The following is a 23,197-nucleotide window of genomic DNA, read 5'->3' as shown; positions in this document are numbered from 1 at the left end:
GCGCGTATTTTCATCATTTTTCCGCGACACCTGACAGAGAATAACGTTGACGAATCCCGCTCCCATAGAAGCCCCTCTCCCCAAGGGGGTCACCGATTTCCTCCCGGAAAAGGCCGATAAGATCGGTTATATCGAAGGGAAGATCCGGAAGGTTTTCGAGCTCTGGGGATTTCGCCGGATCATCACGCCGCTGCTGGAGTTCGATGATGTCATGGCCGTCGGCCTTGGCGAGGATCTGCGGGGAAAAACCTTTCGTTTCGATGACCGCCAGTCCGGCAAGCTGCTCGCCATCCCCTCCGACATCACTCCCCAGGTTGCCCGCATAGTGGCAACGCGCATGCGCGGCTACCCCCTGCCCTTCCGCCTCTGCTACAGCGGCCGGGTCCTTCGTCACGCCGAGCTGCAGGCCGGCCGCAGCCGCGAAATCTTTCAGGCCGGCGTGGAGCTGATCGGCCTGGAGTCACCGGAAGCCGACGCCGAGATGGTGGCGATGGCTGTGGAGGTGCTGCGCGGACTCGGGTTCGACGATTTCAAGCTCGACTTGGGACACGTCGGGTTCTACAGGGGGATCATGTCGTCGGTCGCCCTGGATGCCCCGATCCGCGCGGCGCTCCAGGAGGCGATCAGCAAGAAGGATGCTTCGGCCGTGAAGACCCTGCTTGAGAACGCGGCAATTTCCGACGCTTCCAAGGAAGAACTTGCCGCGCTGCCGCGCCTTTTCGGCGGACGCGAGGTCCTTGCCGACGCCCGGCGGATTGTCGTCAACGAAGGGTCGCGGCAGGCTCTCGATAACATCGCCCAGGTCCTGGACATTCTCGACATCCACGGAGTCGCGGAGCATCTCACCATCGATCTGGGGGAAATACGCGGCCTCAACTACCATAGCGGTCTCACCTTCGAGGGTTTTGTTGCCGGCACGGGCGAGGCGGTCTGCAGCGGCGGCCGGTACGACAGCCTCACGGCACGGTACGGTTTTCCCTCACCTGCAACCGGGTTCGCATTCAACATTCTCACCTTGCTCAGCGCTCTGGAAAAGAAGCCCGACGTCGAGGCATGCAAGACCCGTGATTTCCTGATCTTCAACCTGAAGGACGACCGGCGGGAGGCCCTGGAGATCGCCCAGCGCCTCCGTACGCTCGGATACACGACCGCCCGGGACATCATCCGCAGAGACTTTGAAGATTCGCTTGACTACGCCAAGCGAATGAACATCCTCCGCATGATGGTCATCGGCGGTGAGCATTGCGCAGAGGACGAAGTCTACATTGTTCGCGTGGCCGACAAAAGAGGGATCGCGGTGAAGAAGGAGCTCCTGATGGGAACCGGCTTTTCTCACCACATCCTCCCCTGATAAGGAGAAGGCGATGGCTAATGTTGTTGTGGTTGGCGCCCAGTGGGGCGATGAAGGAAAAGGGAAGGTAGTCGACATCTACACCGAGCATGCGGACGATGTGGTCCGCTACCAGGGTGGAAACAATGCCGGCCACACGCTCGTCGTGGCGGGGGAAAAGACCATTCTCCACCTCATTCCCTCGGGGATTCTGCACGAAGGAAAACGCTGCATCATCGGCAACGGCGTCGTGCTCGACCCCGAGGTCTTCATCATGGAGGTCACCCGGCTCAAGGAAAAGGGGCGGCTCCGAAACGACAGCGCCCTCCTCGTGAGCGAGTCGCTCCACGTCATCATGCCGTACCACAAGAGAATCGACCTTGCCCGCGAGGCGAAGAGCGGCGAGAAGAAGATCGGCACCACGGGCCGCGGCATCGGCCCGACCTACGAAGACAAGATCGGCCGGCGCGGCATCCGCCTCATGGACCTCCTCGACCGGGAGATTTTTGCCCGCAAACTCCGGGAGGCCCTCGAAGAGAAGAACTTCATCCTGGAGAAACTGCTCGGCGCCGACCCCTTCACCTTCGAGGAGATCTACGAGCAATACTGCGGCTACGCCGACATCCTGCGCAAGTATGTCGCCGACACCACCCTGGTCCTGCACCGCGACATCGCGGCAGGGAAGAAGATCCTGTTCGAAGGGGCCCAGGGAACGCTCCTCGACGTCGACCACGGCACCTACCCCTACGTAACCTCCTCATCGACCTGCGTCGGCGGTGCCTGCACCGGCACCGGGGTAAGCCCCCGGGAGATTCACGAGATCATCGGCATCTCCAAGGCCTATGTCACGCGGGTCGGCAGCGGCCCGTTCCCGACGGAACTCCTCGACGCCGACGGGGAGAAGCTTCGGCAGGCGGGTAGCGAGTTTGGCTCCACCACCGGCCGTCCGCGCCGCTGCGGCTGGTTCGATGCCATGGTGGTCCGGTTTGCCGTGCGGGTAAACGGTCTGACCGGCGTCGCCCTCACCAAGCTGGACGTCCTGAACGATTTCGACGCCATCCGCATCTGCACCGGCTACCTCTACGACGGGAAACCACTTGAGGAACTCCCCTCCAACCTGGCGGTATTCGAGAAGTGCACGCCGGTTTACGAGGAAATGCCGGGCTGGAGGAGCGACATCAGCGGCGCCCGCGCGTTCGATGAACTTCCCGGTGCCGCCCAACGCTACGTGAAGCGCCTGGAGGAGCTGATCGGCTGCCCCATCGTGCTCGTTTCGGTCGGCCCCGGCCGCGACCAGACGATCACCATCAGAAACCCCTTCGCATGAGAAGCCAAAAAAGTATTGACACACAGAACATCGTCTGATAATAATCGTCTTCTCTTTACGAGCCGCTAGCTCAGTTGGTAGAGCACCTGACTTTTAATCAGGTGGTCGTTGGTTCGATCCCAACGCGGCTCACCATCTACCAGCAAAGAACCCGGTCGGGATACCCCACCGGGTTCTTTTCCCTTCGTCCCCTTCGTCTAGCCCGGCCCAGGACACCGCCCTTTCACGGCGGCGACGGGGGTTCAAATCCCCCAGGGGACGCCAAAAAATGAAGCCCTTCCGCTTCGCGCGGCAGGGCTTTTTTCGTTGTCACGGTCCAACGACGGTCCGTTGCTTTCCTCGGCCATCGCCGTCGACTCCGGCATGCGTACCAGCGACCCCGCCATCTACGCCTGCGGCGACTGCTGCGAAACTACCCATCTCGTCACCGGCAGGAAGATCTACCTCCCCCTCGGGAGCACGGCCGGCAGGCGGGCGAGCGGAAAGAGTAATCGAAGCCCCGGGAAGAATCCCGGGGCTTCGGGTCGGAAAGCTGATGCCGACCAGACCTCACGCGTACTGGGTATAGTACTGTCTGACCCTGGCCAGGTATTCCCGGGTTTCGCGGGGGAGAAGGTGGGGCTTGCGGTCCACGTTTCCCGGTCCCCAGTTGTAGGCGGCCAACGCCTTGTCGACGTTGCCGTCGTAGCGATCCAGAAGATCACGGAGAAAGCGTGTCCCCGCCATGACGTTCTGCTCCGGATCGAAGGAGTTGGTGACCCCGAGGCCGCGCGCCGTCCCCGGCATGAGCTGCATGAGCCCCCGGGCGCCGACGGGAGATACCGCGTTGGGGTTGAAATTGCTTTCCGCCTTGATGACCGCCTTGATCAGGCCCACATTTACCCCATAGCGGCGGGATGCGCGCCGGACGACGTCGTCGAGCCAGTTGCCGGCATTGTCGGCATTCAGCTCCTGGGCCGCAGGGATGTCGGCGGCGGGGAGATCGCCGGAGGCGGAGGACAACGTGTCGGTTTTCCGACCATTTTCCGCAAAGCTTTTGAGGACGAGTTCCACCGCCCGGGAGGGGGACGCCGTGACCACTTCCCCGTCTGGCTCTCCCAGGGAAAAGGCGCTGCGCATCATCTCCAGCCGGAGCAGTTCGGCCGCGACAACGGCCTTTTTGGCGGCGGATTCCGGCGTCTTGGCGCCGTCGAGGTTTTTGGCAAGGAGGGTGGCAAAGCGGGCATCATCATCGGCGGAAGTGGGGGTGCCCCCCCGCTCCCTTGACGCCCGGGCGGCGGCCGCCGCCTGGAGTTGTGCAAGTGGATCGATCATACCCACGTCTTATGCAAAAGATGTGACAATCGAGTCGAGCTTTCTCTTCTTGAGTTTTTCGATCAGGGTCGTCCGCTTGAGATTGAGGAGGAGGGCGGCCTCTTTCTTGTTTCCCCCCGTCTTCTTGAGGGCCTGCATGATCAGGCCGTTCTCGAACTCCTCCACGACGGTGTTGAGGCAGATGCCGCTGTCAGGGAGTGCCATCGCCTCGGAGGGTGGGGCGATCGTCACCCCCGAGTATTTCTCGGGAAGGTCCTTGACACCGATGGTGCCGAACCCCTTGAGGATGACCAGGCGCTCCACGAGGTTCTCGAGCTCGCGCACGTTGCCGGGCCAGTCGTAATGACAGAGGAGCTCCGTGGCATCGCTGTCGATCCCCTTGACCTTGCTCTTCTTGTTGCGGTTGAAGCGGTCGAGGAACGTGTTCACGAGGAGCGGAATGTCATCCTTGCGTTCCCGCAGCGGCGGGATGAAGATCGGGATGACCGAGATCCGGTAGTAGAGGTCTTCCCGGAAAGCCTTGGTGGCGACGAGCTTCTCCAGGTTCTGGTTGGTGGCGGCGATGATCCGGACGTCGACCTTCTTGGAGCGGGTGGCCCCCACCGGTTCCAGCTCCCGGTTCTGGAGCACCCGCAGGAGTTTCACCTGCAGGTTCGGCTTCATGTCGCCGATCTCGTCGAGGAAGAGGGTGCCGCGGTCCGCCATCTCGAAACGGCCGATGCGGGTGGCGACGGCACCGGTGAACGAACCCTTCACGTGGCCGAAGAGCTCGCTTTCGAGGAGTTCGTCCGGAATGGCGGCGCAGTTGACCGGAACGAAGTTGCGCGTCTTGCGGTTGCTCAGGTCGTGGATGGCGCGGGCGACGAGCTCTTTCCCGGTCCCCGACTCTCCCTGGACGAGGACGGTGGAATCGGATTCGGCAACCTTTTCGATGAGCTCGAAGAGCGAAAGCATCTTGGAGCTCTCGCCGATGATGTTCGGGATGAGCGAGCGGTTCTTGATCGCCGGCTTGGGGCGATAGGTCTGACTCTGGAGGGACTGGTGCTCCATCCCCCGCTTGACGTGGGTCTCCAGCTCGTCGAGATTGAACGGCTTCTCCAGATAGAAGAAAACCCCCGCCTTGAGGAGGTTGGAGGCCATCTCGTGGTTGCCGAAGGCGCTGTAGGCGATGATGACGGTCCCGGGACGCATCGATTTCAGCTTCTTGACGAACTCAAGGCCGTTGACCCGGGGCATCATCAGGTCCGTGATGACAAGGTCGACCTCCTCGGTCTCCAGCTTGTCCAGGGCGTCCTGACCGTCGCAGGCCTGCACCACCTCGTACTCCTTGTACTTGAGGAAGGCCGTCACAAAGTCCCGCGTCTTCTTGTCGTCGTCGGCAATGAGCAGTCTCGCTGTTTCCATGGTCTCCCCTGAACGTAACGCCTCGAAATCACCTGATGATTCGTGGGAAACCATCATAGTCAGGATTATGACAAAAGTCAACAAAATGACGAGTGCGCCGGAAAAATATTTTTCCCTAACCGCTGAAAACAACTTTTGTCTGAAAAAACTGACCTCCCCGGATTCTGAAGAAGCAATGGCGGATGGAGCCCCCGGATTGTGTCAATTTTACGAACCGTACCTAACGGAAGGGGAAACCACGCATCGAACCTGCTGCGGGGCCGAAAAATATTATTAAAATTTTCGCCGCCTGCGCCGAAGAGTATAACTGCGCGGCACCGCCCCCATCCGGCCGCACGATTGACCGGGGAAATTCGGGCGGAAGGCCATCAAATAAGAACGATATTTGCATTGCCGGATACTCTGCCCGGTCCCTGCAGCCGCGGCAGAAGAAGAAACAGCGGCATGAGACAACGATTCAATTCCGCAGGGCGGAAAAAGGAGGACAGGGCGATGGAGACAGCACTTCAAACCAGGGTGGAAGTGGCGAGAAGCGAGCTCATTCAGCTGGTCAGCTTCAAGCTGGAGGAGGAAGAGTACGGGGTCAACGTCCTGAAGGTGCGGGAGATCATCCGGATGCCGACCATCACCCGCGTTCCCAACACCCCCCACTACATCGAGGGGGTCATCAACCTGCGGGGAAAGGTCATCCCCATCATCTCCATGCGCAAGCGCTTCAGCCTTCCCGAAGGCGAGACCAGCAGCCAGACCCGGATCATGGTGATGGACATGGACGGGGAGCTGATGGGGTTTGTGGTCGACGCGGTGTCGGAGGTGATCCGGATCTCCGAGAGCGAGATCCAGCCGCCGCCGGCGGTGGTCAACAGCGCCGTGGAACAGGAGTGCCTCTCGGGGGTCATCAACCAGACCGAACGCCTCCTCTTCTTCCTCGACCTGGAGAAGCTCATCTCCCGCGACGAGCGGCAGATGTTCAGCGGCATCCTGTAGCAGCCACGTTCGGAACGCGCGCAAGCGCCGCGCCCCGGCTTCATTTCTGTTCGTGAGGAGTAGCGCATGGCAATAGAGTGCGAAGACCAGGAACTCCTGGAAGGTTTCCTGACCGAGACCACCGAGCTGCTGGAAAAGCTGGATGACGATCTGGTAACGCTGGAGAAGGCCCCGTCGGACACGGAGCTGATGAACGGCATCTTCCGGTCGATCCACACCGTCAAGGGGGCGTCGAGCTTCCTCGGCTTCGAGCTCCTCGTGAAGGTCACGCACAAGACCGAGGATGTCCTCAACCGGCTGCGCCGCAGCGAACTGGCGGTGGACCCCGAGATCATGGACGTGATCCTGGAGGCGGTGGATCTGGTGAAGCTGCTGGTGAGCGACATCAAGGGTGGGGATATCGTCGACCGGGAGATCGACGGCACCATCGCGAAGCTCCTCCCCTACCTTTCGGACAACGCGAAGGAGGCGACGGTCCTCAAACAGCCGGCACCGGCCACCCCGCCGCTGGCGGCTCCGGCGGCGGAACAGGGGACGACCGCGGCCCCCCCCCCGCCGGCTCCCGAGCCCCAGGCGGCGCCGGAGCCTGCGCCGGTGAAGGCCGCCGCCCCCTCACCACCGGCAAAGGCACCCTCCCCTCCCGCAGCCAGGGATGTCGACAAGAAGGCGGATGATCTTTCCGACAACTCCACCGTCCGGGTCGATGTGAAGCGCCTCGACGACCTGATGAACCAGGTGGGGGAGCTGGTGCTGGAGCGCAACCGGATGATGCAGCTCAACACGGATTTCCAGGGGGGGGGCGAGGACAGCGCCTTCGGCGAGGAGTTCGGCAAGCTCTCCAAGCGGATCAGCTTCGTCACGTCGGAGCTGCAGATGCAGGTCCTCAAAATGCGGATGATCCCGGTGGAAAAGGTCTTCAAGAAATTCCCCCGCATCGTCCGGAACCTGGCGCGGGATCTCGGCAAAGAGGTGGATCTCGTGATCCTGGGGGAGGAGACGGAGCTGGACCGCTCGGTGGTCGACGAGATCGGCGATCCGCTGATCCACCTGATCCGCAACGCCATGGACCACGGCCTCGAAACCCCCGACGAACGGGTGGCCGCCGGCAAGCCCGGCAAGGGGACCCTCATCCTCTCGGCGGCCCACGAGGGAAACCAGATCGTCATCAGCATCAAGGACGACGGCAAGGGGATCGATCCCGACCGGATCGCCCGCAAGGCCAAGGAAAAGGGGCTTGTCACCGACGAGCAGCTGGCGGCCATGGGACAGCGGGAGATCCTCGACCTCATCTTTCTTCCCGGCTTCTCCACCAAGGAGAAGGCCACCGACCTGTCAGGGCGCGGCGTCGGCATGGATGTGGTCCGGACCAACATCAAGAAACTCAACGGGATCATCGACATCAAGAGCGAGCTCGGCCAGGGATCGGAGTTCATCCTCAAGCTCCCCCTCACCCTCGCCATCATCCAGTCGCTCCTCGTGGAGGTGGAGGATGAGACCTACTCCATCCCGCTGGCGGCGGTCCTGGAAACCCTGCGGGTGGAGGAACGGGAGTTCCACGTCATCGGCGGCCAGGAGGTGCTCAAGCTCCGCAATTCGGTCCTCCCCCTCATGCGGCTGCAGAAGGTCTTCAACGTGGCCGGGAGCGACCGCGCCCGCACCGCCTGCTACGTGGTGGTGGTCGGCGTGGCGGAGAAGCGGGTGGGGCTAGTGGTGTCCCGGCTCCTCGGCCAGCAAGAGGTGGCGATCAAGTCCCTCGGCAAATACCTGGCGAATCTGCCGGGAATCGCCGGCTCCACCATCCTGGGGGACGGGCGGGTGACCCTCATCATCGATCCGGCCGGCCTCCTGGAGAACAGCGACGGGAGCGGCGGCGGACGGATCGCTGCCTGACCCTCCGCGACGCGCAGCCACCCCACGTCACGAACACGGATCGAGTAATGAGTGCACAGATATCGGACAAGGACTTCGAGGTCCTGCGGGACTTCATCTACAGCCACTGCGGCATCTACTTTCATACCAGCAAGAAGTACTTTCTGGAGAGCCGGATCACCCGGCGGCTCGAAGAGACCAAGGCTGCCAGCGTCGCCTCCTATCTGGGGTTCCTGAGAAGCGGCGCGGGGAAGTCGCCGGAGCTCTCGAAGCTTCTCGACGAGATCACCACCAACGAAACCTGCTTCTTCCGCAGCCCCCCCCAGCTCAAGGCCCTCGAAACGGCATTTCTCCCCGAGATCGTTGCCACCAAGGGAAAGATCGGCTTCCGCAAGCTCCGGATCTGGAGCGCCGGCTCGTCGTCGGGGGAGGAAGCCTACACCCTCGCCATGATCCTGCTGGAGAAGCGGGCGGCGCTACTGAAGGACTGGATCGTCGAGATCGTCGGGACCGACATCAACGAAACGGTCCTCGCCCAGGCCCGGGAAGGGGTCTACAACTCCTACGCGGTCCGCAACACCCCGGAATTCTACCTCAAGAAGTATTTCCGCGAAGAAGCGGGGGGGCGCTACGTCCTCTCCCCCGAGGTGAAGAAGCTGGTGAGCTTCTCCTCCCTGAACCTCTACGACGACGCCAAGATGGTTTTCATGAAGAGCTTCGACTTCATCCTCTGCGCCAACGTCCTGATCTACTTCGACCTGGCGTCGAAGACGAAGGTGGTACAGCACTTCTACAACAACCTCCAGCCCTACGGCTACTTCTTCGTGGGCCAGTCCGAATCGCTCCACGGGGTCAACGACCGGTTCAAGACGGTCCATTTCCCCGGTGGGTTTGCCTACAAAAAATGAAAGGCGGTGCGGAGCGCGTGGAATCAACAGCAAGAATGGAACGGGCAGTAGACCTCATCAAGGGGATGACGGACCTGCCGACGATCCCCGCCGTGGCGACCCGGGTCCTCTCCCTCCTCGACCAGCCCGAAGTCGATATCGACGAGATCGCCGACCTGATCCTGACCGACCAGGTGATGGCGGCCCGTGTCCTCAAGATCGTCAACTCCCCCCTCTACCGCCCCTCCCAGCAGATCACCTCCCTCAAGGGGGCCCTCATCTACCTGGGGCTGCGGCACATCCGGGAGTTCATCCTGACCTGTGCCTTCATCCAGAGCTTCGAGGGAAAGGACGGGGTCCTCGGCGTCAAGCCGTTCTGGGAGCACTCCTTCGGCGTCGGCATCGTCGCCCGGATTATTGCCGGGAAGGCGGGCTACCGGGACACGGAAAAGGCGTACATCGGGGGGATCATCCACGACATCGGCGAGGTCTTCCTGAGCTACTACTTCCGGACAGAGTTCCAGCGTCTCGTCGACCGGATGAAGGAGCGCCCCCACCTCCTCGTGGAGGCCGAATTCGAGGAGTTCGGGACCACCCACTGCGAGATCGGCCTCTGCATGGCCCGGGAGTGGAACTTCCCCGACGACTACTGCGAAGTGATCTCCTGCCACCACACCCCCCTCCGGGCAACGAACGACCCGCGGCTTGTGGCCATCGTCAACCTCGCGGACCTCTTCTGCACGGTCCGGCGCCTCGATTACGGCGGGAAGGAGTGGGTGAGTTTTTCCCTGGCGGAGGAACCGGCGTGGGGAATGGTCCAGGGGGAGGGGTCGAGGCTGGGGGACTTCGACGTCGAGCGGTTCTGCTACGAACTGGACGACCAGGTGGAGGAGATCCGGGAACTGGTGCAGAATATCTTCAAGGACAGGTGACGATGACCATATTTCCCAACCCAGGCGGCAAACTGCGGGTCCTCGTGGTCGACGACTCGTCGTTCATGCGGATGGTGATACGAAGCGTCCTCGAAAAAGACCCCGCCATCGAGGTGGTCGGAGTGGCGGTGGACGGCGTGGAAGGGGTCGAAAAGGCCCTGGCGCTTCGCCCCGACCTGATCACCATGGATATCGAGATGCCACGGCTCGACGGCATCTCGGCCCTCAGGCAGATCATGGCCAAGTGCCCGACGCGGGTCCTCATGGTCTCCACGCTGACCTGCGAGGGGGCCCGGGCGACCTTCGAGGCCCTCGATGCCGGAGCCCTCGACTATATCCCGAAGAACGTCACCGACAGCACCGACGCCCAGCGGATATTCCGCGAGGAACTGCTCCGCAAGGTGAAGGGGACCGCCGGCTCCTTCCTCGGCCGGCGGCTCGCCCCCCCCGCCGCGGCATCCGTCATGCCACGGGTTGCTCCGGCGCCGCGGCCGGCCGCTTCACGTCCCCCTCTCCAGAGGCCCCAGTACGTCGGGATCGGCGCCTCCACCGGCGGGCCGGTCGCCCTCCAGGAGGTCCTCGGCCGGATCCCGGCGAACTTCCCCCACGGCATCATGGTGGCGATCCACATGCCGAAGGCGTTCACCGGCCCCTATGCCGAACGGCTCAACACCAAGTGCTCCCTCTTGGTCAAGGAGGCAAGCGACGGCGACATCCTCCAGCCTGGGGTGGTTCTCGTGGCCCCGGGGGGACGCCACACCGCCCTCGTACGGCAGGGAAACGGCGTGGCGGTCCGGACCCTCGCCACCACCGACTGTCCCCAGTACATCTACGTCCCTTCGGTGGACCACATGATCACTTCCCTGGCCGACGCCTGCAACGGCGCCATGCTCGGGGTGATTCTGACCGGCATGGGGGCCGACGGGTTCAAGGGGATGAAGCACCTGAAGGAAAAGGGGGGTACGACCATCGCCCAGGACGAGGCGACCTCCACCATCTACGGGATGCCCCGGGCCTGCGTGGAGGGAGGGGTAGCCGACTCGGTCCTCCCCCTGACCCAGATCGGGCCGGAAATCGCACGAATCGCCGGGTAGAGAAATCACCGCCGGGCGGTGAGGGCGATGCCGCCATGGCGGACGGCGGCCCGGCAGCGGGAAAACCCGAGCCGCTTGAGGCGAAAAAGAAAAAAGGGCGCAGCCAGCGCCGGAGCGCCGATGAAAAACAGGGAGAGTTCCCCCTCCCCGTCCACGAGCGCTTCGGGGTGGGTGAGGTAGGAGGGGATGGCGGCCGGCGGCACGGGGATGAACCCCGGCGGCGCCGATGCGCCGGGGGGGGCGGTTGCCGGGAGCCGGGGGCCGCCCTTTTTCGTGGGGGGGAGCACGGCGTTCACCGCCACCAGGACAAAAACCCGGCATCGTTCGTACATCTTCACGGCATTCCTCACTTTCATGACGGTAGACAGGTGGCGGAGCGCAACGTACAATAGTGCGGTCCCCCGCCGGACGATCCACCTCCGCTCCCCGTATCCCGACACCCTTCGCGATCCATGGAACAGCACCTCACCATCCAGGCCCCGGTAACCGACCCCGCCGGGACGGAGCGCGCCCTGGGGCTCATCCTCGCCCCGGGCCGGCTCGACGATCCCGATCTGCGGCGGCGCATCGGGCGTCTTCACGAACGCTTTGCCACTTACGCCGCCACGGCCCCCTTCGCCCTCTGGGCCCCCGGGGGGGTGATCACTCCGGAGATCCGTTCCACTACGGCACTTCTCATCCCGCTGGTGGAGGTGCGAGCCGCCTTCCGCCGGCTCCTGCGGCTGGCGCTCCGTCTCGACGCCTCCCTGGAGGGGACCCCGTTTCGCCGCGCCCCGAGCTGGCCCGACTGCGCCGGGCGTCTCGATCCCCCGTTCCGGACGGCCAACCCCGCCCGGCTCCTGGAGCAACTGGCGGCCGACGACCAACTGCGCCGCACCTTTCTCTTCTCGCTCTTCGTCCCCCGCCGCCATGGCGCCCGGTTCGACCGCTATCCCGAACAGGGGGCCTTTCTGCGCCGCTGGCTCCGGAGCGCCGGCTCACCCCGGCGGGAGCGGCTTCGCTGCCTCGACCTCGCCTGCGGCGCCGGCGAGGGGAGCTACGCCCTTGCCCGGCTCCTCCTCGATGCCGGATGCCACCCCGGCGGGTTTCGCATCCTCGGCCTGAGCCGCGAGCCGCTGGAAATCTTCGCCGCCGTCCACGGCCTCTTCCCCCACGACCCGCCACGGCAGGAGGCGTTTCGCCTGGTCCGGGAGGAGCTCCGGGCGAAAGGGGGGCTTTCACGGATCGGCTTCGCCACCGGCGAACTCTCGGCCGCGGCGGGGGATCGCTACGACATCATCCTCTGCAACGGGATCCTCGGCGGACCGTTCATCCATGAACGCAACGACCTGGAACAGACGGTGGCGGGAATTGCCCGCCGGCTGGCGGCGGGGGGTATCGTCCTGGCGGCCGACCGCTTCCACGATGGATGGAAGCGGTCGGTGCCGCCGGAGCGGATCGGGGAGCTATTTGCCGCGGCGGGACTGACGGTGACGGCCGCCGGCGAAGGGATTGCGGGGATCAGAAACGGATGAGGGCACCGCCCCAGGAGAGCCCGCCGCCGAACCCCATCATCAGGACCAGCTGTCCCGGCCTGATGGTGCCGTTGCGCAGGTTCTCGTCGAGGACGAGCCCCACGGAGGCGGCGGCGGTGTTGCCGTAGCGGTGGAGGTTCAGGAGGAAGCGCTCCTTCCCGAGGCCGGTCTTCTTGGAGATGAAGTCGATGATCCGGACGTTGGCCTGGTGGGGGATGATGTAGTCGATCTCCCCCACCTCGATGCCCGCCCCGCCGGTGACGTCGGCGATGATCCTGGGGATGACGTCAGTGGCGAAGACGAAGACCTGCTTGCCGGCCATCTTGAAGGTGTTCTCCCGGGCCGCGATGGTCTCGGCGGTGACCGGGCTGCGGGACCCGGAGGAGGGGACCTGGATCAACTCCCAGCCGCCGCCGTCGCTTCGGACCACACTCTGGAGAATCCCCTTCTTCTCCTCGGTCCTGCCGAGGATGAGGGCGCCGGCGCCGTCGCCGAAGAGGGGACAGGTCCCCTTGTCGTCGAAGTCGAGGATCTTGGAATAGGTGTCGGCGCCGATCACCATCACCCGCCGGTACTTGCCGGAGCGGATGAAGTTGTCCGCCGTCTCCACGGCGTAGACGAACCCGCTGCAGACGGCGTTCATGTCGAAGGCGAAGGCGTTGCCGGCCCCGATGTTCTTCTGGACCATGCAGGCCGTGGAGGGAAGGATCATGTCCGGAGTCGACGTGGCGACGATGATGCAGTCGAGCTCATCGGCCGGCATCCCGGCCATCTCAAGGGCGCGGCGCGCCGCCTCGGTGGCGAGGTCCGAGGTCGCCACGTCGGGGGCGACGAAGCGGCGCTCGCCGATGCCGGTACGCGAGCGGATCCACTCGTCGGCATCCTCCACCAGGTAGTTGAAAAAATCGTTGGGAACGACCCGCTCCGGGACGAATCCGCCTGTGGCCACAATCTCAGAATAGTACATGACGCCTGCTCCGTTTCCGCTGCCAGACACACGTAAGCCCCCTTGCGGGGGCCGGTGCTATGAATTCCCCATTTTATCGCACACTTTGGTAAAAAATGTCAAACCGATAATCCCGGCGGCCCCCGTTATTCCCCGGGGGTATCGTCGCGCCGCGGCCCCCGGTCGAAGAGGGCGTCAACGACCGCAAAACACCAAAGCCCCGCAAAGCAGGCGAGAAGCGCCCTGGCCGCCGGGGCGCCGCGGGACACCTTGGCGGCGATGGCGGCGGCATCGACCTTGCCGGTAAGCTTCGCCTCCACGAAAACCGGCCCCATCTCCCGCAGCAGCAGAAAGACCGCCGCCAGGAGGAAGATGTTCGCCAGCACGAGGAGAATCCCCCCCCGCACCCTGCGACCGCTGGCAAACTGGCCGAGCCCCGGCAGGACCAGGCCGGAGAGGAGCGCGGCTTTGATGTTGAGCTTCATCGGATTCCCTTTCGTGATCCCGGTGCGCCATCCGTGTCGTTGCGGAGACGCCGCGCCGGGGTAGAATTAGAGTTGTTGCCGTCCTGCAATTCTGCTACTAATGCCATAGCCATGGAAACCAGTGCAACCCGAAAACGCCGTGAACGGCTGGTGCCGCTCCTCAAGGACCCGGCGGAGGAAGTACGCCTTGCCGCCGCCCGTGCCCTGGAGCGCCTGGAGGGAGTCGGCAACTTCGACGAGGTGGTGGAGCTCCTCAGGAAAGGGGACCGGGGGGCCAAGGTGAAGGCGATCTATGCCCTCGGCAGGATCGGCGGCGACCGGGTCCTTCCTCCCCTCCTCTACTGTGCCTCACGCCCGGAGGAGGACATCAAGGCGGCCGCCATCGAGGTCCTCGGCGACCTGGCGCCGCCGCGGGCCTTTCCGCTGCTGGCCGACCGGCTCTCGGAACCGGGCACGGCCGTGAGGGCCAAGGTCATTGCCGCCCTCGGCGGCTATCCGGGGGAAGAGACCGTGCAGCTCCTCCTCCCCTTCCTCGACGCCGGCGACGGCCTCCTCGACGCCGAGGCGGCCCTTGCCCTCGGCAGGATCGGCGCCCCGCACCTTGAGGAGCGGATCGCCCCCCTCCTCCAATCACCCCACCCCCGGACCCGCGAGGCAGCCGCCACCGCCCTGGGCCTCCTCCCCCTGGAGGAGTGACGGTCACTCCAGGTATTTCGACACGTCGATCAGCTTCAGGAGCGGGTCGACCACCGCCACGATCCCCGCACCTTCCGCCTCCCTCGCCAGATCCCTCACCAAGGGGGGATCCACCATCTTTCCCCTTCCGTCCATGACGATCTTGACCGTCGGCCGCTCCCCCCCGTGGGGGTCGGGGCGCCAGACCACCGCAATCTCGTTGGTGTCGAGGCGGACCAGGGTCCCCACCGGATAGCGCCCCATCATCTCCATGAACTTCTCCACTAGGGCGCTGTCGAGATGCCAGCCGGCCAGCCCCCGGAGCAGTTCCACGGCCTCCTTCGGATTGAGGGGGGACTTGTAGACCCGCAGCGTCGTGATGGCATCGTAGCAGTCGGCCACGGCGATGATGTCGCAGAACCGGTCGAAGGGAAGCGTCCGCGCCCACGGCGGATAGCCGGTCCGGTCGAAGCGGATATGGTGGCCGAGCACCGCCTGGGCCACCCGGGGGGTGATCCCCTCCATCTCGCCGATGATCCGGGCGCCGTTCTCCGAATGGAGCATCATCTCCTCGTACTCGTCGCTGGAGAGCCGCCCCGGCTTGTTGAGGATCGTCTTTTCCACCCGCGTCTTCCCCACGTCGTGGAGAAAGCCCGCCATCCCCAGCTCCTGGAGTTCCTCGCCCCTGATGCCGAGGGCCGAGCCGAGGGCCATGGCGAGTACCCCCACGTTGACGCTGTGGTAGAAGGTGTAATTGTCGTAATCCTTGATCATGGCGAGGCCGATGAGCGTTGCCGGATCCTTGATGGTCAGCACCGCCACCTGGTCGACCACGGCCCGCAGCTTGTCGCTGTTGGGGATCCGCCCGCTCTCGATGTCGCGGAAGATCCCCCCAACCACCGTGAGGGCCTGCCGGTAGGTGGCCTGGGGCTTGAGTTCGTCGTCGTACACCTCCTCGTCCTCCCGGACGCGGTCCCGGTCGACCAAGAGGAGGGTTATGTGGACGACCCGTTCCCGCAGCAGGGCCTGGGCCAGCTCGCCCCCCCCCAGCTGCCGCCGGGAAAGAAGCAGCACAAACCGCCGCAGCTCATCGGCCACCAGGCCGGGAGCCACCGTGACGGACTCCACCCCCTTGCGCACCAGGAGCTCCGTCAGCTCCTCCACCGCCGCGCTCGGGGTGAAAAAGAGGTGCTGTTCGAAGAAGAGGACCCCGTCGACGACGCCGAACCGCACCTCGTCACGGTCGGCCAGGAGGGTGCCGAAGACTCCCGCCAGCTCCTGGAGGGGGTGGAGGATGGCGGGATGGGATTCGGGATAGAGGGCAACCCCCTTGACCGTCCCCGAGAGGAGCAGCACCACCCGTTGCGCCAGGGGGAGGGAGACGCTAGACATGGGAATCCTCCATCGACCGTCGAATGGCCGCAGCGGCTTCGCCGCAGGCCACGGCGAGCCGTCCCCCGCCGCCGGCAAAGCGTTCAAGGAGGAACAGGACCAAGGGATCGCCCAGCAGCCCCAGGGCGGCGGCGGCGGCGATCCTCAATTCCTCCCAGCGCTGCCGGGCGAGCCAGCGACGGCCGTCGAACAGCTCCGCGAGGGCGGAAACCGCCCGACGGTCGCCGATCCTGCCAAGGGACTGCACCGCCTCCTTCTTGAGGGGAAGCGACCGCAGCAGCGGATCCCGGTCGGCAAGAAGGGCGCAGAGGGGGTCGACGGCGGCCCGGCTCCGCATCTGACCGAGGGAGACGACGACCTGACGGGCGACGGAGGGATCTGAATCGCCGAGAAGCCCGATCAGGGCGGCTTCCGCCCTGTCGCCGCCGATCATGGCGAGGCTCCGCACCACCTCCCGCCGCACCCTACCGTCGGGGTGGCCGAGGACCTCCGCCAGGGGGGCGACGCACTCCGCGGCTCCGATCTCCCCCAGGATCGAGGCGACGTTGCGCACCACGAACCACCGCTCGTCCCCCAGCTTTTCCGCCAGAAGTGACACCGCCTCCTCCCCCACCGCCACCAGGGCTGCCGCGAGATTTCTGCGCGCCGCCAGGGTTTCGGCCGAAGCGAGCCGCTCGATGAGGGGGCCGACCGCCTGGTAGCCGAGCTGCCGGAAGATGGCGTAGAGCAGCTCCCGCTCATCCCCCCCCGCCTCCTCCAGCAGGCGCGCGAGGTATTCGGCCATCGCCCCCGAGGCAGCCTGCTCGAAGGCGAGGAGGGCGTAACTTCGCTTGACGAGGCTTTTGGCCCGGTTCCACCCCTGGCCGAGGAGCCCGTCCAGGATCGGCAAGAGCCGCCCGAACTCCTCCCGCTCCTTGAGTCGGTCGCATTCCTCCACCAGAAGCCGGGCAAGCTCCCCGTAACGGCCGTCGGCATACTCAAGGTCGAGGCGGGCAAGAAGCTCCTCCACCTCCCCCCCATCGGGAGGCGGCTCGGGAGCAGCAAGCTCGTCGAAGGTACCCAGCACCCCGAATGACAGCGGGATTTCCACGGGGGCCGCCACGGCCCCGGCGGGGAGAGGCATCTCTCCCGCCGCGACGGGTGTCTCTGGCGCCGCCTCGTCGGCAGCCGCCTCGACCGCCCGGCGCTTGCGAAGGATCTCCGTCAGGTCGATCTCGTTGACCCAGATCGTGGTAATCCCCTTCCCGGCCATCGCCCCCTCCATCCCCCCCGCGGCGGGCAGCGCGCGGTGGTCGAGGGTGAGGAGCGAGAGGAAGGAGGAGAGATCGGCGCAGGAGAGGTCGGGGAGGATCGTGAGGCGGCGGACCCGCCGGATGAAGAGTTCGCGGGCGAGAGAGAGGGTCATGGGATTCTGCTCGACGGCCGCCCCCCCGTCGGTGGCGAGGAAACCGGCCCTCCCGATGACGAGTACGAGCTCCTCACCCCCCAGGGCTTCCCGCAGAAGGCGGCAGGCGCGCTCCATGGCCTCGGCACGCCTGGGATGACCGTCGGGGTAGAAGCCGAGCGCCTTCAGCGCCTTGTGAAGCTCCGCAAGGGCGGCGCCGTAACGGCGCGGGAGAGTATCGGCGTTGCGCATCCTGGTCTCCCCCCTTCCGATTTCCATCGCCATCTCTCGTCGTTGGCCCGGCACACGTTCATAGTAGCCACGGCCCAAATCTTTGTCAAACGCTTAACCCGCCCCCTTCAATTGACAAGCCCCCGGCAATCGTTCTACTATCCCTTCGCAGGCATCGAGGAGAAAACCGATGAAAACTACTACCGTTTACGTCTGCCAGGGGTGCGGCTACCAGTCCCCCAAGTGGCTCGGCAAGTGCCCCGACTGCGGCGCCTGGAACACCCTTGCCGAAGAGGTAAGGGGCCGGGAAAAGGGGGGGGCACCCTCACGCAGCTCCGGCGCGAAGGCGGTGCCGCTCTGCGAGGTGGCGGGCGAGACCGAGGAGCGGCTTTCCTGCGGTATCTCCGAGTTCGACAGGGTCCTGGGCGGCGGCCTCGTGGCCGGCTCCCTGGTCCTGATCGGCGGCGACCCCGGCATCGGCAAGTCGACCATCCTCCTGCAAGTCATGAACCATCTCGCCGAAAGCGCCGGGGCGGTACTCTACGTCTCGGGGGAAGAGTCGGCCCGCCAGACCCGGCTCCGTGCCGAGCGGCTCGGCATCAGGGGACCGAAACTCCTGGTCCTGGCGGAGACCTCCCTCGAAACCATCCTCGGCCAGATTGCGGAACTTGGCCCCCGGGCCGTGGTGATCGACTCCATCCAGACCATGTTCGCCGCCGGCCTGGAATCGGCCCCCGGCAGCGTGAGCCAGGTCCGGGAGTGTGCCGGCAAACTCATGGTGGTCGCCAAGCGGAGCGGGGTCCCCACCTTCATCGTCGGCCACGTGACCAAGGACGGCGCCCTGGCGGGGCCGCGGGTCCTGGAGCACATGGTGGACACCGTCCTCTACTTCGAGGGGGATCAGGGGCACGCCTTCCGGATCCTGCGGGCGGTGAAGAACCGCTTCGGCTCCACCAACGAAATCGGGGTATTCGAGATGAAAGAGGGGGGGCTTCGCGAGGTGGCGAACCCCTCGGCCCTCTTCCTCTCCGAGCGCCCCGTGGGGGTCTCCGGTTCCGCCGTCGTCACCACCATCGAGGGGAGCCGCCCCCTCCTCGTGGAACTGCAGGCCCTCGTCACCCCCTCCTCCCTCGGCATGCCGCGGCGCACCACCCTCGGCGTCGACCACAACCGCCTCGCGCTCCTCGTGGCGGTGCTCGACAAGAAGGTGGGGCTCCACCTCTCCGGAAGCGACATCTTCCTCAACGCCGCCGGCGGCGCCCGGCTGAACGAGCCGGCGGCGGACCTCGGCATGGTGACCGCCCTGGCGTCGAGCCATCTCGACAAGGTCATCGACCCGCAGACGGTCGTCATCGGCGAGGTGGGCCTCGCCGGCGAGGTGCGGGCCATCACCCAGCCGGAGACCAGAGTCCGCGAGGCGGCGAAGCTCGGCTTCACCCGCGCCGTCATCCCGGCGGGAAGCATCAGGCAGGTGGCCCCCCTCCCCGGCATGGAAGTGATCGGGGTCCGTTCGGTGGAGGAGGCGCTGGAGCGGCTCCTCTGAACGGATTGCGGGTATTGCGTTCTACTTTTTTTCTTTACTTGCCGCCGCGATTCACCTACTATCTATATGATTTAGCGAGCAAAGGGAGAATCGTTGCATGGACAGGGAAAAACTGGAGTATTTCAGATCGATCCTCAACGAAGAAATGCGTTCCCTCCTGGAGGACGCAGGGAAGACCGTATCCGAGATGACGGTCGACTCCACCAACTTCCCCGACCCCAATGACCGGGCCACCCAGGAGTCGGACCGCAACTTCGAACTGCGCATCCGCGACCGCGAGCGCAAACTCATCAACAAGATCAAGGACGCCCTGGAGCGGATCGACGACGGCTCCTTCGGCACCTGCGAGGTCTGCGGCGAAGACATCAGCGAAGCCCGCCTCAAGGCCCGGCCGGTCACCACGCTCTGCATCGACTGCAAAATGGAGCAGGAACGGAAGGAAAAGCGCCCCTGACCCCTCCATCCGCTCCTCGCATCCATCCTGCCTGAACCCCCAACCGGAGTCTGAATGGCTGTTCAAGATCATTTCGGGATAGTGAGCAGTGCGATCCGGATTGCCAACACCCCTGACCGCCCCCACCACGAGCGGCTGAAATCCCTCGCCCACCTCATGGCCGAGGCGTTCCATTGTGCGTCCGTCACTTTCTTCATCTCCGACGGCGAGACGCGACTTCTCACCCAGCAGATATCGACCCTTTTCCCCGACGGACCCTTTCCCAGCAACATCCCCTTCGGCACAGGAATTGCCGGGAGATGCGCAGCCACCGCCAGACATCTGCGACGCGGCGTGACGGCGCTCTACAAGGATGAGCCCTGCGTCGGAAACGAACGGCAGATCGCCGCATACCCCCTCACCGAGGGCGACAGGCTGATCGGCGTGGTTTCCCTCGGCTCCCAGCGTCCCGGCACGCTCACGGACGACGAAGAGGAACTCCTCCAGGTGATCCTCATCGTGGCGGCAGGGATCATCCGCTGCCTGAAGCAGTTCGAGGAAACGGACCGGCGGATCCGGGAACTCTCGTTCCTCAACCGGATCAGCAACGCCATGCTTTCCACCATCAGACTCAACCGGCTCATCCGCCTGATCCTCTCCTCCCTCACCTCTGGCCCCACCCCCCTCTTCGACCGGGCCATGCTGTTTCTCGCCAACGAGCGGTCGAAGGTGCTCCAGGGGATGATGGGCATGACCTGCCTGGAAACCCCGGCGATCCCCCTGGACGAGGAACCCCCGGTCGCCACCGGAGACGAAGGCCCCATGGCTGAATTCGACTCCCTGGTCAAGGCCACGAGACTCCCCCTCGACGGCACACGGAACCTGATCTCCCGCGCGGTGCTCGACCGTACCGTCATCCTGGCGGAGCGTCCGTCACGCGAGCAACCGGTAGACCGCCCGTTCCTGCGGCGCTTCGGCTCGGCCCCCTGTGCCATCGCCCCCCTCATCGCCGGAGAACGGGTCATCGGGGCGATCTTCGTCGACAACCAGCTGAGCGGCCGCCCCATCCCCTCCGACGAGATCAACCTCCTGCAACTGTTCACCAACCAGGCGGGGATGGCCATCGAAAATTCCATCCTCTTCAACCGGCTCGAAGACACCAACCGCAACCTCCATGAAACCCAGGAGCGGCTTCTCCAGGAGGAAAAACTCGCTGACATCGGAAAGATGGCCGCCACCATCACCCACGAACTCAAGACCCCCCTCGTCTCCATCGGCGGCTTTGCCGCGCGCCTCAAAAAGCGCGTAGCCGCAGAGTCCGAAGAATGGCAACACGCCGACCTCATCCAGCGCGAAGTGCTGCAGTTGGAGAAACTGCTCTCGGATATCCTCGTTTTCTCCAAGAAGACCACCATCTGCTACACCCGCTGCAGCATCAACAAGATCCTCGAAGATGCCCTCGGCGTCGTGGCAATGCCGCTGGAAGAGAAACGGATCCGGATCGAAAAGCGGCTGACGACGCGACTCTCCTCATTCCTTGGGGATTGCCAGCACCTGCGGCACGTCTTCATAAATCTCTTCAGCAACGCTAACGAAGTCATGGACCCCGGCGGCACCCTGACCATCGAGACCTCCCCCACACTTCTCAACGGCAATCGCGCCGTGGCGGTGAAGGTCTCCGACACCGGCAGCGGCATCCCCCTGGATGTCATCCACACCATCTTCAACCCGTTCTTCACCACCAAGGAGACCGGCACCGGCCTCGGACTCGCCATCTCCCACCGGATCATCACGAACCACGGCGGGCGGATCACCGTGGCCAACCGCCCCGAAGGGGGAGCCGAATTCACGGTCACGATCCCCCTCAAACCGTAAATTTTCCCTTTCCAAGCTTCGTTCTTTCATGTATAAAAGGAGCATTTCGGCATTCATCGGGGACGTAGCTCAGCTGGGAGAGCGACGCGTTCGCAACGCGTAGGTCGGCGGTTCGATCCCGCTCGTCTCCACCAAATAAAAACAGGCACCTGCAATTTATTTGCAGGTGCCTGTTTTCGTTTCCGGCATTTGTGTAACCTCTTGGGGTATGGCTAGAGATGGAATAAAATGAAATCGACACAAAAAACAAAAGCCCCGTGCCGGTCAGACACGAGGCTTTGAAACGGCACCCCTGGCTAGCTTGTCATCGCAGTTGCCAAGGGTGGCTCCCTTGCGGGAGTCTCACAAGCCCGATTCACCAAAAGGTGAAGAGCGGGAACAGTTTTAGTATCCACTATCAGAGACTTCCTGTCAATCGCTTTAACCCAAGCGCGGCAAGGATTGCCTTTTGGATGGCCCGAAAGTCATCAGAGGTCACAGAACCAGACAAGTATAGCCGTTTTCCAGTTGCTTTGTCTCTCCCCATTTTTACCCGATCTAACCGGTCAAGAGAAACCGTCATGAGCATGTCACATTTTGCCCAAGTCTGCCTCGCTGCGAGCGAACCAGGAAGGGAGGCCGCTTCAAGGCAATGGTGATGGGGTTCTACCGGTGAAGGTGACGTTGTACTTAAAGGGACGACAATGCAAAGTTGGGTATTTCGCCTGGGGCGGGGAGAGACCACTACTACGGGGCGTCTTTTCACCATTTCCGGGGCCTTGAAGCCGGTAGTGAAGTCGCAGATTAACACCATGCCCTGTTGCGGATGAAACGATAACGGCATATACCCAAGCTCCCTTGACCTTTTCTGTATTGGCGGACTGGAAAGATACTAACTCTTTGACCATTTTGCACGTGCAAAAACCTCACAGCTTCGTCGACCTGAAGACATCACACAGCACCGGTGCTTTTTTGCTGGAAACGAAGAGGAGTAAACTCGTGAAAGCGAAAGACATCCAGGCGGCGAAGCTGAAGATGGTACAGGACGCCATAGAGCAGGTGCGGAGGATGGGGGACGATCCGCCTAAGAGCAAGAAACCGGGGAGGAAGCCGAAACAGGCGGACGGAGGCGAGGGCAAAGGGTTGCTTTGACCGCAAAACTGTGGGTAGCGGTCAAGAAAAAGAAACGCCCCGCAAGTAATATCTCTGGGGAGCTTGCCATGGGGCAAGACTCGCTCCAGCCTATTGCGGGGCGCTCACTCGGAAGGAGCCGCTTGCTTTGTCCCATTTAAGCAAGAATTGCTGCAAACTCATCGTCTGATCTTGTCTGGTGGTCTGGCGCGGGCGTAACATCGACATGGTACCATCTATCCATGCAGACCCTTTAAAGAAGGCCACCTCAAAACCGCCTTCAATGTTAAGCTGATTGTAAACGGTTCATCCCCGCGCCTGCGGTGTCAAGAACCACCGTAATTGAGCACCCCTTGAACCAACGGAATTGAGCAGTTCACTCTTCGGTGGGTCCGGTGAATGTGGAAAAAGGTACTGGTGACTGTGGGCGTGTCTTTGCCCGATAGGAATCTCCTTTCATGACGA

The 23,197-nt window shown here is 63.8% G+C and carries 21 protein-coding genes, 3 tRNA genes and 1 pseudogene; 17 read left to right on the top strand and 8 right to left on the bottom strand.

Features of this window, described 5'->3' with window-relative positions; all coding sequences use genetic code 11:
- Positions 1-46: 46 nt before the first annotated feature.
- The 5 genes and pseudogenes from M6689_RS08430 to M6689_RS16290 all read left to right on the top strand — a co-directional run.
- On the top strand, positions 47-1,351 hold the full coding sequence (locus tag M6689_RS08430; protein ID WP_298270222.1) for an ATP phosphoribosyltransferase regulatory subunit: 1,305 nt from the start codon (positions 47-49) through the stop codon (positions 1,349-1,351).
- Between the two features lie 13 nt (positions 1,352-1,364).
- The gene (locus tag M6689_RS08425) at positions 1,365-2,657 is read left to right on the top strand and encodes an adenylosuccinate synthase (protein WP_298270220.1); all 1,293 of its coding nucleotides are present in this window, start codon (positions 1,365-1,367) and stop codon (positions 2,655-2,657) included.
- Positions 2,658-2,716: 59 nt separating this feature from the next.
- A tRNA-Lys gene (locus tag M6689_RS08420) sits at positions 2,717-2,792 on the top strand.
- 51 nt (positions 2,793-2,843) lie between these two features.
- Positions 2,844-2,921 (top strand) — tRNA-Glu (locus M6689_RS08415).
- 72 nt (positions 2,922-2,993) lie between these two features.
- Positions 2,994-3,122: pseudogene (locus M6689_RS16290) on the top strand (FAD-dependent oxidoreductase); the annotation flags it as partial.
- 84 nt (positions 3,123-3,206) lie between these two features.
- Here the strand turns inward: M6689_RS16290 and M6689_RS08410 are convergent.
- Both M6689_RS08410 and M6689_RS08405 read right to left on the bottom strand, forming a co-directional pair.
- Positions 3,207-3,971, bottom strand: coding sequence for a lytic transglycosylase domain-containing protein (locus M6689_RS08410; RefSeq protein WP_298270218.1), 765 nt, complete (start codon positions 3,969-3,971; stop codon positions 3,207-3,209).
- Between the two features lie 9 nt (positions 3,972-3,980).
- Positions 3,981-5,375 carry a sigma-54 dependent transcriptional regulator gene (locus M6689_RS08405; protein ID WP_298270215.1) on the bottom strand — a complete coding sequence of 465 codons (1,395 nt, stop codon included), beginning with the start codon at positions 5,373-5,375 and terminating at the stop codon, positions 3,981-3,983.
- 492 nt (positions 5,376-5,867) lie between these two features.
- Between M6689_RS08405 and M6689_RS08400 the strand changes: the two genes are divergently transcribed.
- The 5 genes from M6689_RS08400 (at position 5,868) to M6689_RS08380 (ending at position 11,144) form a co-directional block, all read left to right on the top strand.
- On the top strand, positions 5,868-6,362 hold the full coding sequence (locus tag M6689_RS08400; RefSeq protein WP_298270213.1) for a chemotaxis protein CheW: 495 nt from the start codon (positions 5,868-5,870) through the stop codon (positions 6,360-6,362).
- Positions 6,363-6,428: 66 nt separating this feature from the next.
- Complete coding sequence (locus tag M6689_RS08395) at positions 6,429-8,252, top strand: chemotaxis protein CheA (protein ID WP_298270210.1); 1,824 nt, start codon at positions 6,429-6,431, stop codon at positions 8,250-8,252.
- Positions 8,253-8,299: 47 nt separating this feature from the next.
- Positions 8,300-9,139 (top strand): protein-glutamate O-methyltransferase CheR, encoded by an 840-nt coding sequence (locus M6689_RS08390; RefSeq protein ID WP_298270207.1) that lies wholly within the window; start codon positions 8,300-8,302, stop codon positions 9,137-9,139.
- A gap of 35 nt (positions 9,140-9,174) precedes the next feature.
- Positions 9,175-10,050 (top strand): HDOD domain-containing protein, encoded by an 876-nt coding sequence (locus M6689_RS08385; protein WP_298270205.1) that lies wholly within the window; start codon positions 9,175-9,177, stop codon positions 10,048-10,050.
- A 2-nt stretch (positions 10,051-10,052) separates the two neighbouring features.
- The gene (locus M6689_RS08380; protein ID WP_298270203.1) at positions 10,053-11,144 is read left to right on the top strand and encodes a chemotaxis response regulator protein-glutamate methylesterase; all 1,092 of its coding nucleotides are present in this window, start codon (positions 10,053-10,055) and stop codon (positions 11,142-11,144) included.
- A 5-nt stretch (positions 11,145-11,149) separates the two neighbouring features.
- Here the strand turns inward: M6689_RS08380 and M6689_RS08375 are convergent, their stop codons facing one another.
- Entirely contained in the window at positions 11,150-11,476 is a 327-nt protein-coding gene (locus M6689_RS08375) for a hypothetical protein (protein WP_298270200.1), read from the bottom strand.
- A 120-nt stretch (positions 11,477-11,596) separates the two neighbouring features.
- Between M6689_RS08375 and M6689_RS08370 the strand changes: the two genes are divergently transcribed.
- Positions 11,597-12,658: a chemotaxis protein CheR gene (locus M6689_RS08370; protein ID WP_298270198.1), complete on the top strand. Its 1,062-nt coding sequence runs from the start codon at positions 11,597-11,599 to the stop codon at positions 12,656-12,658.
- Here the strand turns inward: M6689_RS08370 and M6689_RS08365 are convergent.
- Positions 12,645-13,625, bottom strand: a complete 981-nt coding sequence (locus M6689_RS08365; RefSeq protein ID WP_298270196.1) for a beta-ketoacyl-ACP synthase III — start codon at positions 13,623-13,625, stop codon at positions 12,645-12,647. The genes M6689_RS08370 and M6689_RS08365 overlap by 14 nt on opposite strands.
- A 125-nt stretch (positions 13,626-13,750) precedes the next feature.
- Positions 13,751-14,089: a hypothetical protein gene (locus M6689_RS08360; protein ID WP_298270194.1), complete on the bottom strand. Its 339-nt coding sequence runs from the start codon at positions 14,087-14,089 to the stop codon at positions 13,751-13,753.
- A 111-nt stretch (positions 14,090-14,200) separates the two neighbouring features.
- On the opposite strand from M6689_RS08360, the gene M6689_RS08355 reads away from it, so the two are divergent.
- On the top strand, positions 14,201-14,785 hold the full coding sequence (locus M6689_RS08355; protein WP_298270192.1) for a HEAT repeat domain-containing protein: 585 nt from the start codon (positions 14,201-14,203) through the stop codon (positions 14,783-14,785).
- Positions 14,786-14,788: 3 nt separating this feature from the next.
- Here the strand turns inward: M6689_RS08355 and M6689_RS08350 are convergent, their stop codons facing one another.
- Both M6689_RS08350 and M6689_RS08345 read right to left on the bottom strand, forming a co-directional pair.
- The gene (locus tag M6689_RS08350; RefSeq protein WP_298270190.1) at positions 14,789-16,156 is read right to left on the bottom strand and encodes an HD domain-containing phosphohydrolase; all 1,368 of its coding nucleotides are present in this window, start codon (positions 16,154-16,156) and stop codon (positions 14,789-14,791) included.
- Positions 16,149-17,819, bottom strand: coding sequence for a HEAT repeat domain-containing protein (locus tag M6689_RS08345; protein WP_298270186.1), 1,671 nt, complete (start codon positions 17,817-17,819; stop codon positions 16,149-16,151). The genes M6689_RS08350 and M6689_RS08345 overlap by 8 nt, the downstream gene beginning before the upstream one ends.
- A 142-nt stretch (positions 17,820-17,961) precedes the next feature.
- Between M6689_RS08345 and radA the strand changes: the two genes are divergently transcribed.
- The 4 genes from radA (at position 17,962) to M6689_RS08325 (ending at position 21,756) form a co-directional block, all read left to right on the top strand.
- Positions 17,962-19,314 (top strand): DNA repair protein RadA, encoded by a 1,353-nt coding sequence (gene radA / locus M6689_RS08340; protein ID WP_298270183.1) that lies wholly within the window; start codon positions 17,962-17,964, stop codon positions 19,312-19,314.
- Positions 19,315-19,411: 97 nt separating this feature from the next.
- A complete protein-coding gene (gene dksA / locus M6689_RS08335; protein ID WP_298270181.1) occupies positions 19,412-19,768 on the top strand; it encodes an RNA polymerase-binding protein DksA in 357 nt (118 codons plus the stop codon).
- A 54-nt stretch (positions 19,769-19,822) separates the two neighbouring features.
- The gene (locus M6689_RS08330) at positions 19,823-21,622 is read left to right on the top strand and encodes an ATP-binding protein (RefSeq protein ID WP_298270179.1); all 1,800 of its coding nucleotides are present in this window, start codon (positions 19,823-19,825) and stop codon (positions 21,620-21,622) included.
- Between the two features lie 58 nt (positions 21,623-21,680).
- Positions 21,681-21,756 (top strand) — tRNA-Ala (locus M6689_RS08325).
- 263 nt (positions 21,757-22,019) lie between these two features.
- Here the strand turns inward: M6689_RS08325 and M6689_RS16285 are convergent.
- Positions 22,020-22,415, bottom strand: coding sequence for a type II toxin-antitoxin system PemK/MazF family toxin (locus tag M6689_RS16285; protein ID WP_366949739.1), 396 nt, complete (start codon positions 22,413-22,415; stop codon positions 22,020-22,022).
- Between the two features lie 185 nt (positions 22,416-22,600).
- On the opposite strand from M6689_RS16285, the gene M6689_RS08320 reads away from it, so the two are divergent.
- Positions 22,601-22,753, top strand: coding sequence for a hypothetical protein (locus M6689_RS08320; protein WP_298270177.1), 153 nt, complete (start codon positions 22,601-22,603; stop codon positions 22,751-22,753).
- The last annotated feature ends 444 nt before the right edge of the window (positions 22,754-23,197 follow it).

The organism is Geobacter sp., assembly GCF_027327745.1.
Classification (GTDB): Bacteria; Desulfobacterota; Desulfuromonadia; order Geobacterales; family Geobacteraceae; genus Geobacter.
The sequence above is the reverse complement of the archived record's forward strand: the minus strand, read 5'-3'. Positions and strand labels throughout refer to the sequence as shown.